This is a genomic window from Tabrizicola sp., assembly GCF_031377265.1.
Taxonomy (GTDB): Bacteria; Pseudomonadota; Alphaproteobacteria; order Rhodobacterales; family Rhodobacteraceae; genus JAUYQR01.
The window spans coordinates 18731-28598 of record NZ_JANMET010000074.1 but is presented as its reverse complement, the minus strand read 5'-3'; the positions used below and the strand labels follow the sequence as shown (position 1 = coordinate 28598).

Annotated in this window: 11 protein-coding genes; 6 read left to right on the top strand and 5 right to left on the bottom strand. The window is 65.6% G+C overall.

What is annotated here, in order from left to right; all coding sequences use genetic code 11:
- Both RMO18_RS04290 and fsa read right to left on the bottom strand, forming a co-directional pair.
- Complete coding sequence (locus tag RMO18_RS04290; protein WP_309664133.1) at window positions 1-702, bottom strand: DUF484 family protein; 702 nt, start codon at window positions 700-702, stop codon at window positions 1-3.
- 92 nt (window positions 703-794) lie between these two features.
- Window positions 795-1448 carry a fructose-6-phosphate aldolase gene (fsa, locus tag RMO18_RS04285; protein WP_309664132.1) on the bottom strand — a complete coding sequence of 218 codons (654 nt, stop codon included), beginning with the start codon at window positions 1446-1448 and terminating at the stop codon, window positions 795-797.
- Between the two features lie 72 nt (window positions 1449-1520).
- Between fsa and RMO18_RS04280 the strand changes: the two genes are divergently transcribed.
- Together RMO18_RS04280 and meaB are read left to right on the top strand one after the other, a co-directional pair.
- Window positions 1521-3743, top strand: a complete 2223-nt coding sequence (locus RMO18_RS04280; protein WP_309664131.1) for a primosomal protein N' — start codon at window positions 1521-1523, stop codon at window positions 3741-3743.
- A 244-nt stretch (window positions 3744-3987) separates the two neighbouring features.
- The gene (gene meaB, locus RMO18_RS04275; protein ID WP_309664129.1) at window positions 3988-4965 is read left to right on the top strand and encodes a methylmalonyl Co-A mutase-associated GTPase MeaB; all 978 of its coding nucleotides are present in this window, start codon (window positions 3988-3990) and stop codon (window positions 4963-4965) included.
- Window positions 4966-4993: 28 nt separating this feature from the next.
- On the opposite strand, the gene RMO18_RS04270 is transcribed toward meaB, so the two are convergent.
- Complete coding sequence (locus tag RMO18_RS04270; protein WP_309664127.1) at window positions 4994-5887, bottom strand: DMT family transporter; 894 nt, start codon at window positions 5885-5887, stop codon at window positions 4994-4996.
- Window positions 5888-6130: 243 nt separating this feature from the next.
- Between RMO18_RS04270 and rpmB the strand changes: the two genes are divergently transcribed.
- From rpmB to RMO18_RS04255, 3 genes are all read left to right on the top strand, one after another.
- Window positions 6131-6430 carry a 50S ribosomal protein L28 gene (gene rpmB, locus RMO18_RS04265; RefSeq protein WP_309664126.1) on the top strand — a complete coding sequence of 100 codons (300 nt, stop codon included), beginning with the start codon at window positions 6131-6133 and terminating at the stop codon, window positions 6428-6430.
- A 112-nt stretch (window positions 6431-6542) separates the two neighbouring features.
- Window positions 6543-6887: a hypothetical protein gene (locus RMO18_RS04260; RefSeq protein ID WP_309664125.1), complete on the top strand. Its 345-nt coding sequence runs from the start codon at window positions 6543-6545 to the stop codon at window positions 6885-6887.
- Window positions 6888-6931: 44 nt separating this feature from the next.
- Entirely contained in the window at window positions 6932-7438 is a 507-nt protein-coding gene (locus RMO18_RS04255) for a copper chaperone PCu(A)C (protein ID WP_309664123.1), read from the top strand.
- 85 nt (window positions 7439-7523) lie between these two features.
- On the opposite strand, the gene RMO18_RS04250 is transcribed toward RMO18_RS04255, so the two are convergent.
- Window positions 7524-7838: a hypothetical protein gene (locus RMO18_RS04250; protein ID WP_309664121.1), complete on the bottom strand. Its 315-nt coding sequence runs from the start codon at window positions 7836-7838 to the stop codon at window positions 7524-7526.
- 259 nt (window positions 7839-8097) lie between these two features.
- Between RMO18_RS04250 and RMO18_RS04245 the strand changes: the two genes are divergently transcribed.
- On the top strand, window positions 8098-8787 hold the full coding sequence (locus RMO18_RS04245; protein WP_309664119.1) for a pyridoxamine 5'-phosphate oxidase family protein: 690 nt from the start codon (window positions 8098-8100) through the stop codon (window positions 8785-8787).
- 7 nt (window positions 8788-8794) lie between these two features.
- On the opposite strand, the gene RMO18_RS04240 is transcribed toward RMO18_RS04245, so the two are convergent.
- Window positions 8795-9787: a sterol desaturase family protein gene (locus tag RMO18_RS04240; protein WP_309664118.1), complete on the bottom strand. Its 993-nt coding sequence runs from the start codon at window positions 9785-9787 to the stop codon at window positions 8795-8797.
- Between the last annotated feature and the right edge of the window lie 81 nt (window positions 9788-9868).

Here is a 9868-nt window from a genome sequence, read left to right as displayed (position 1 = left end):
TCAGTCACCGGGACCCAGCCACCGCCGCATCGTGCGTTCGAACACGCCCGCAAAGAACGCCAGAAGGTCGGTGCCATGCACCGGTTTAAACTGATGCGGATCTTCCGACCCCATCACCAGCATTCCCGGCAGGCTGCCCTTACCGAAATCCAGCCGCATCAGCGCCTCTGACCTGATATCCGCCGACCGGTCACCGTAAATCGCCTCCAGCCCCGGCACCACCTGACGCAGCACCACCGGCCGCATCGGCACATTGCGCCCGTTCGAAAGGTAGTCGGCCACAAATCCCGGCGCCGCCACCCGCACCACATCGCCCAGCCGCTGCAGCGCCGGCTCTTCATCCTCCTGCACCGATTCGAGCACCAGACGCACGCAATCCACCCGCAACGTCTGCGCCACCTCGGTCGACAGCGTCTTCAGGAAATCCTCGAAATCCAACGGGTCCAGCATCTGCAGAACCGCGCGATGCACCTGATTGGTGCCCGCAAGGTTTTCATACGCTGCCGCAATCACCGACCGGTGGGTGTCTTCCAGCCGGTCCAGCCGGGTTTCCAGCCGCTGCATGGCAATCCCGCGCAGATCGACGATATTCGCCCCCATCGCCCGCTCATTGGCGGCGACAAGGGCGTTCATCACGTCACGGTCTTCCAGGAACCGCTCCGGTTCGGCAATAATGCGGTCGCGCAGGTCCTGCTCAATCATGGTCACTCTGTCCCGGCTTCAGCTCTGAGTTGCAAAGCAATATACATGGAAAGAACGCCCATGCAGAGAATTTGTTTTTCAGGACATGTGTTTCAGAGAATCTTCTGACCCGTCTTCGCCCAATCCGCCGTGAACTGCTCCAGCCCCTTGTCGGTCAGCACATGGCTCGCCAGCGCCTTGATCACCGACGGCGGGGCCGTCACCACATCCGCCCCGATCAGCGCGCAGTCCTTCACATGGTTGGCGGTGCGGATCGACGCCGCAAGGATCTGGGTCTTGAAATCGTAGTTGTCATAGATCGTACGGATGTCGCCGATCAGATCCAGCCCGTCCAGATTGATGTCATCCAGCCGCCCGATGAACGGGCTGATGAACGTGGCCCCCGCCTTGGCCGCAAGCAGCGCCTGATTGGCTGAAAAGCACAGCGTCACGTTGACCATGTACCCTTCGGAGCTGAGCACCTTGCAGGCCTTCAACCCGTCCCAGGTCAAGGGCACCTTGACCGCGATGTTGCTGGCAATCGCCGCCAGCTTGCGCCCCTCAGAGATCATCTCAGGCGCGGTCAGCGCCACCACTTCGGCCGACACCGGGCCTTTCACGATGGCGCAGATCTCGCGCGTGACCTCAATGATGTCGCGCCCCGATTTCAGGATCAGCGATGGGTTGGTCGTGACGCCATCGACCATTCCCAGATCGTTCAGTTCGGCGATCGCTGCGACATCGGCGGTATCGACAAAGAATTTCATGGGCGTGGTCCTCGGCAAGGGTTGTATGGGGTCAGGGGTGGGTTTACCCCAAAGGCGGATCAAGGGAAAGGGATGCGCTTGCCAGAACCGGTGGCAGATCGGGTGTTTGCCGAAGGCGACCTCGTGGGCGTCCTGATAACCGAAGCGCTGGGCCGCTCCGGCCTTGGCGTGCTGGATTACCGCGCGCCCGAAGGCGGCTGCGGCACCGGCGATTTCGTCGAGGTGCCGCTCGGCCCGCGCCGGGTGCTGGGCGTGGTCTGGGGCCCCGGCGAAGGTCGCTTTGACCCCGCAAAAATCCGCGCCATAACCCGCCGGCTCGATGCCCCGCCGATGCGCGCCGAACTGCGCCAGTTCCTCGCCCGCGCCGCAGACTACACGCTGACCCCGCTGCCCGCGATGCTGCGCCTTGCCACCCGCGCGCCGGGCCTTGGCGATCCGCCCTCCACCCGCCGCGTCTACCGCCTGACCGGAGCGGTGCCGAACCAGCTCACCGACGCCCGCTTTCGCGTGGTCGAGGCGCTGCGCGGCTGGGGTGGCGCGGCTGTCACCTTGGGCGAACTGGCCGAAGCTGGCGCCTGCGGCCCCGCCGTGATCAAGGGCCTCGTCAAGCTTGGGGTCCTCAGCGAAGAAGACGCGCCCAAGGACACCCCATATCCAAGGCTTGACCCAAAGGGCTACGCGCGCCTTGAAGGCGATCAGATCACCGCAGGCGATGCGCTGGTGGCCTCGGTCGCGCAGGGCGGCTACTCGGCCACGCTTTTGAAAGGGGTTACCGGTTCGGGCAAGACCGAGGTCTACCTCGAGGCCGTGGCCGAAACTCTGCGTCAGGGGCGGCAAGCGCTGGTCCTGTTGCCCGAAATCGCGCTGACGGCGGAATTTCTGACCCGCGTCGAGGCGCGCTTTGGCGCGCGCCCCGCCGAATGGCATTCCGGCGTCACCATGACCGAACGCCGCCGCCTGTGGCGCATGGTGGGGCAGGGCGAGGCGGACCTTGTGGTCGGCGCGCGCTCCGCCCTGTTTCTGCCGTTCCGTGACCTTGGGCTGATCGTGGTCGATGAAGAACACGACAGCTCCTACAAACAAGAGGACGGTGTTCTGTACAACGCCCGTGACATGGCGGTGCTGCGTGCCGCGATCACCGGCTGCCCGGTGGTGCTGGCCTCTGCCACGCCGTCGCTGGAAAGCTGGGCCAATGCCGAGGCTGGCAAATATCTGCGCCTCGATCTGGCCAGCCGCTACGGGGCCGCCGAAATGCCCAAGATGCAGGCCATCGACATGCGCGCCGAACGGCTGGCCTCCGACCGCTGGATCTCGGAAACCCTTGCCGCCAAGGTCCGCGCCTGCACCGAACGCGGCGAACAATCGCTCCTCTTTCTCAACCGCCGCGGCTTTGCGCCGGTGACCCTGTGCCGCGCCTGCGGCCATCAGGTTGGCTGCGATGCCTGCGACGCGCGGATGGTCGAACACCGCTTCCAGAAACGTCTCGTCTGCCATCAGTGTGGCGCCACCAAACCGGTGCCGGTGACCTGCCCCGCCTGCGGCGTCGAAGGCCGCATGGCCGCCGTCGGCCCAGGCGTCGAACGGCTGGCCGAAGAGGTCACCGCCCGTTTCCCCGAGGCGCGGCTGTCGGTGCTGTCCTCCGACCTCTTCGGCTCCACCCGCGCGCTGAAAGACCAGATCGCGGTCATCGCGGCAGGCGGGGCCGACATCATCATCGGCACGCAGATCGTGGCCAAAGGCCACAACTTCCCGCTCTTGACCCTAGTCGGCGTGATCGATGCCGATCTCGGTCTGCAAGGCTCCGATCTGCGCGCCGCTGAACGCACCTTCCAGCTGATGCGCCAGGTCGCAGGCCGGGCAGGGCGCACGGCGGAACGTACGGGCGAAGCGTGGCTGCAAACCCACCAGCCCGAACACCCGGTAATCCGCGCCATCCTAGGCGGCGCGGAAGAGGCGTTCTGGGCCGCAGAGGCCGCGATGCGCCGGGCCGCAGGCGTGCCCCCTTATGGTCGCATGGCCGGCATCATCCTGTCCTCGCCCGATGTGGCGCAGGTCTTCGATTTCGGCACCGAACTGGCCCGCCGCGACGGCCCCCTGACCCGCATCGGCGCCCAGGTGTTCGGCCCCGCCCCCGCCCCGGTCGCCCGGATCCGTGGCCGCCACCGCGTCCGCCTTCTGGTCAAGGCCGAGAAATCCGCGCCCCTGCAGGCAGCCCTTGCCGAATGGGTGGCACAACTGAAACTGCCGCCGAACCTGCGCCTCGCCATCGACATCGATCCGCAAAGCTTCATGTGACGACGCAGATTGCCTCTGCGGAAGCCTCCGGCGGGGATATTTTCAGACAGATGAAATGCCTGCAGCTTCATCTGTCCGCAAGTATCCTCAGGGGGAGCCGCACTTGGCGGCGGGGGCGGAACGCCCCCAACCGGAGCCGTCGCACGTGTGCGAAAGGCGAGAGGAAAGCGCGCGGCGGCACGCCGCTCCGCTTGAAAACCTTCGGCAGTCTCGCCAAGGTCGGCATAACCGCTAGGAGCGTCGCATGGACATCGCCACCACCGCCACCGCAGTCCTGTCCGGCGATCGCCGGGCCCTGGCGCAAGCGATCACGCTGGTGGAAAGCGGGCGCGCCGATCACCGGGCTCAGGCGCTTGCCTTGCTGGCAACCCTGCAGACCTCCGGCCGCCAGGCCCTGCGCATCGGCCTGTCCGGCACCCCCGGCGTCGGCAAATCCACCTTCATCGAGGCTTTCGGCCTGATGCTGACCGGCAGCGGCCTGCGTGTGGCCGTCCTTGCTGTCGATCCTTCCTCGGCGCGCTCCGGCGGCTCCATCCTCGGCGACAAGACCCGGATGGAGCGTCTGTCCCGCGATCCGCGCGCCTTCATCCGCCCCTCGCCCGCGCAAACCCAGCTTGGCGGTGTTGCCCGCCGCTCGCGCGAGGCGGTGGCGCTGTGCGAGGCGGCGGGCTTCGATGTGGTGCTGATCGAAACCGTGGGCGTCGGCCAGTCCGAAACCGTGGTGGCCGAGATCAGCGATCTGTTCGTCCTCCTCCTCGCCCCTGCAGGTGGCGACGAATTGCAGGGCGTCAAGCGCGGCATCATGGAGATGGCCGATCTGATCCTGGTGAACAAGGCCGACGGTGAGTTGAAGCCAGCCGCCCTGCGCACCGTGGCGGATTATGCCGGCGCGCTGCAGTTGTTGCGCCGCCGCCCGCAAGACCCGGCGGATTTTCCCAAGGCGATGCCGGTTTCGGCGCTGACCGGGCTTTGTCTGGCCGAGGCCTGGGACCAGATGCAAACCCTTGCCACATGGCGCCGGCAGCAGGGCCATTGGGCCAGCCGAAGGGCGGCGCAGGCCCGCCACTGGTTTGAGGAAGAGGTCCGCCGTGGCCTGCTTGCCGCGCTGATCGCAGACCCCGCCCGCACCACCCTGGCCCGCCTTGGCAGCAGCGTCGCCAAGGGTGATCTGACCCCCGAAGCCGCCGCCGCCGAAATGCTGCGCCTGATGGGGCGCGGCTGATCCGGCGCGCGGGACGCAGGTACCCCACCTAGCGGGTGAAGATCAGTGCCAGCCCCGCCACCGCCAGCGCGCCGCCGGCCCAACTGGTTCCCGTCGGGCGCTGGCCGGTGCGCAGCCACAACAGCGGCAGAATGATCACCGGCGACGTGGCCGACAGCGTGGCAATGATGCCGGTCTGCGACCCCTGCAGGGCATACAGAAACAAAGTCATCCCCATCAACAGCCCGATCAGCGCCGTCGCTGCCGTCAGCGCCAGCACCCGGCGCGAAATGTTATGCGGGGTCGACGGCGCGAAGGGCAGGGCGGCAATCACCCCCATGGCCACCCCCGACGCGCCCACCCGAAACAGCGAGGCAAGATACGGGTCCAGCCCCCCGGTCATCACCGGCCGCGCGATCAGCGATCCGGTGGCTTGCCCCATCGCTGCCCCAAGGCCGCACAACGCGCCCAGGGCCAGCCCGCCCCGGACCACCTCGAACCGGTGCGCGCCTTCGCGTGGCCGGCCAAGGATCGCCAGCGCCACGCCTGCCACCGTCACCGCTATTCCCGCCACCGCTTGCAGGCCCAGCCGCTCGCCCAAGAGCCACCAGCCCAGACCGGCCGCCATCGGCGCATTCAATGCGAAGATCGCCCCCGCCCGCCGCGGCCCCAGCCGCCCGACGGCTGCGAAATTCAACGTGTCGCCCAACAGGATTCCAACCACGCCTGACACAGCCAGCACTGCCGCAGTGCCGACGTCGATGGCCACCATGCGCCCCCCGGCCAGCACGATGATCGCCAGCAAGACCGTGACAAAGGCCTGCCGGATCAGGTTGAAATGAAACGCCCCCAGCGCCCGCACCGCATCGGCGGAAAGGATGCCGGTGGTGGCCCAGCACATGGCGGTGCCAAGGGCTGCAAGTTCGTGCAAGGGCAATGTCATCGGTCATCCTGTTGGCTGGAGCATCCGGGCAATTGCCTCTATGCCCCGATTGCAGACCAAAACGCTACGGTGGGCGCCGAACTATGGCCATGGCGTCCGTCTTTAGCACCGCACCTCTTTTAGCAGGTCTTGGCCGGCGTCGGCGCTTGACGCCGCCACGGTTTCACCCTAAACGCCCACAATCTAATTCGGACGCCGCCTCGCGGGCGGTGGTCTATAGTTTTGAAACGAAGGATCACGACCATGTCGCGCGTCTGCGAACTTACGGGCAAGGGCCCGATGTCTGGCAACAAAGTCAGCCACGCCAACAACAAATCCCGTCGCCGGTTTCTGCCGAACCTGAACGACGTGACGATGATCTCCGATATACTCGGCCAGTCGTTCAAGCTGCGGGTCTCTGCCGCGGCTCTGCGCACGGTCGATCACCGTGGCGGTCTGGACGCTTTCCTTGCAAAGTCCAAGGATGACGAGCTGTCGACAGCCGTCCAGAAGATCAAGAAAGACATCGCCAAGGCCCATACGGCAGCGCAAGCCACCGCCTGATCGCCACCCCTAGCGACACGCAAGGCCCTGCTTCCTGACCGGAGGCGGGGCCTTTGCCATTGCGTGCATCTGTCCTCTTGGCGGGCAGCTGGCTTTGGGCTAGGCAGGTCTGATGATGCGCGTCGTGTTTGCCCTGCGGTTCTGCCTTGCTTTGTCACTGGCACTGGTCTCGGTACATCAGGCAGTGGCACGGGCCGAATCGGGCACGCTGACGTGGGTAGAACTGTGCCAGGGCCCGCTGGTGACCACCGTCGCCCTCGATGGCTCCGGCACACCGGTCAGCCCGCACCAGCCTTGCCCGGATTGCGTGATCGCTGCTGCCGTGGTGCTGCCCGGCGTCGCAGGGGTTCCGTTGCCCGGCACCCGTCTGCTCTGGCTGGCCAGGCAAGCCGCAGCGGTGCAATGGCTTCAGGGGCCGGTAATCATGGCGCAGGCGCGTGGGCCGCCGCTGGCCTGACACTTCAGGACCACAGCACCCACACCCAGCCAAAGGACCCCGCCATGACCGCGATCCGCCTTTTCCTTGCAGCGGCAGCCGCCTGCATTTCCCTGTCCACGCCAAGCCTTGCCGAAGACCACCCCGATGGCATGCATGTCCATGACGCCTATGCCCGCATCAGCCCGATGTCCGGCGCGGTGTTCTTCATCATTCACAACAACGGCACTATTGAAGACCGGTTGGTCGGCATCCGCACCCCGCTCGCCGAAAAGGCGGAGCTTCACAGCCATACCGAAGACGCCAATGGCGTGATGACCATGGGCGAGATTGCGGGTGGCGTGGCCCTGCCCGCTGGCGAAATGCACGCATTCGAACGCGGCGGCGATCACGTCATGCTGATGGGCCTGACGGGCAAACTGAACGACGGTGATCTGATCCCGCTGACATTGATCTTCGAAAGCGGTGCCGAGATGGAACTGCAGGTTCCCGTCGACAATGCGCGTGAACCGGGGGACGGAATGGCCGACCACTCCGGCCACACGATGCAGGATGCGCCCGCCACCGACTGACTTGCCGGAGCCGCGTTCCGCGGCACGCCTTTGTGTCGCGGACCCTGCCAAGTGGCAGGGCTCCGCTCCGCTGGTCAGGTTGGCGTCAGCCGGCGCAATAGGCTTCGGCGGTGGCGCCAAAGTTCTTGTAACGGTCCCAGAACGCGTCATCCGACGCAGATTGCGAAATCCACGTCGCATGCGCCTTTTCGGGGTCCTTGAAGAACGACGCCGCGCGACGCTGATCACCGCCTTGCAAGGTCATGTCCGCAACCTGCTGGATGCAGCCGCACAGCGACCGGTTCGCCGCATCGCGGTCAGAGCTGAGACAGGCCCGTTCGATCGGGCCCGCAGCAGCCATGCCGGACATCAAAGGAAGAACAACGGCAACCACGGCTGCCTGCACGAAAGCGTATGTCATCATCTGCCTCATTGCCGGGCTTGGGGATTTCCCTCCGCCACCGGTCATTATCTGCCAGAGATAATGCCGATTCGGCAGAGATTTTTCAAGCTATGACAGTGGTTTGGCTGCATTCGGCGGAAGTCCGCAAGCCGTGGGGCAGAACAGGGTAGGCTTCCACCAGATAGAGTGGTCGCCGTGCGGCTGGGCGGCCACCCTACCCGTACTTTCCCCTCGCCTCCCGTCAGGTTAGGGTTTTCCTGCAACACCGGAGATCCGCATGCCCGCCGCAAAAGCCGCAGCCGCAAAACCTTCTGCCCCGACCCCCCGCACCCGCGCCAAGCGCCTGCACGAAAAGGCGGCCTACGACCGCACCAGCATCGATGCCATCCTTGATGCGATGCCCGTGGCGCATGTGGGCTACGTCCTCGAAGGCTGCCCGGTCGTCACCCCCACCCTGCAATGGCGCGAGGGCGACCGGATCTACTGGCACGGCTCCGCCGCCAGCCGGATGCTGAAAACCGCGCGCGGCACCCCCTGCTGCGTCACCGTCACCCTGACCGACGGCATGGTCCTCGCGCGTTCTGGCCTGGAGCATTCGGTCAACTACCGCTCGGTGATGATCTTCGGCGATGCAGTCGAGGTGACCGATACCGCCGCCAAATCCGCGCATCTGCGCGCGATGATGGACCAGATGTTCCCCGGCCGCTGGGACCAGCTGCGCCCAATGACCGCGCAGGAATTGAAAGCCACCCGCATCCTGTCGCTGCCGCTCAGCGAAGCCTCGGCCAAAATCTCTGCCGGCCCGCCGACCGACCCGCCGGAAGACCGCGCCTGGCCGGTCTGGGCCGGCGTGCTGCCGATCCAGCTGACGATGGGTCCGCCCGAACCCGTCCCGGACCTTGACCCGGGTCTGGCCGTCCCCGACCACGCTGCCAGTTACCGTTTCGGCCAGCCGCCGCAAGGGTAAGCCCCCCTCAGGCGCTGCGCCGCAGCCGCCGCGCCTTCATCGCCTCATGTGCCTCTGGCGTGCCGTCATGGAACGACCCGAACCAACGGTCCAGCGGCACCATGCCATCCGAATAGTTCACCTCGAAGTACTTGTGATGCAGGTAATGCGCGTAATAGCTGGCCTCAAAGCTGGCCTTTTCGCCCAGCACCACCCGGTCGAACCCGGTATGGCCCTGCGCCGGTGCCACCCCCAGCCGCGAGGCCAGGTTGATCATGTGGACCGGATGGCTGGGGATGATGAAGAACAGCAGGATGGTCGAAAAATACACCAGATGCTCCAACGGGTGCATCGACAGCCCCGACCATGGGCCGGGGTTGATGTTGCGGTGATGCAGCTTGTGCGCGATCTCGTACAGCGGCGAAAAGTGCAGCAGCCGATGGCAGAAGTAGAACCCCACCTCATGGATCAGCGGCACCACAAAGAACACCGCTACGAACCAGACCGGACTTTCGCCAAAGGTCACCATCGGCGCCCAGCCGTTGGCATAGGCCCACAGCAGCAGCACCTCATAGGCCGTCCAGATCGGCACGCCGCTCGCCAGCGTGTAGAACATGTTGTCCCAGGTCTGGTTGCCGAACAGGAACCCCGGAGACTTTTCCCTCGGGAACTGCCGGTTGTACTTGAACTGCGTGCCCTGCCGTTTCCACGAATAAAGCCACAGATGCCAGGCACCAAACACCAGCACCGCCAGAATCTCGTTGCGGATGAACAGCGCGATGATCCAGCCGGGCGCGAGAGTTTGCGTCGTCTCAAGGCCGGGCGAAAACCACCTCCACAAGACCAGCGCCATTGCGGCATAGAACACGTTCCACGGCAGGAAATACCCCGGAAAGCCGAACAACCACTTCCCCAGCCGCTTGGGGTCCGGCGGCCAGTCGAACGCCGGGCCGTAGGAAATCGGCCGTTCCGGGGACCAGTGGCCGCGGGAGTCTTCGTGGCCGAAGTCTTTCTCGTCCATGTCGGGCCTCCTGCTATCGGTCCCAGACTTGCCCAGATGCACAGCGCGATCAAGCACGCAAATCGCGCATCTGTGCCCGCC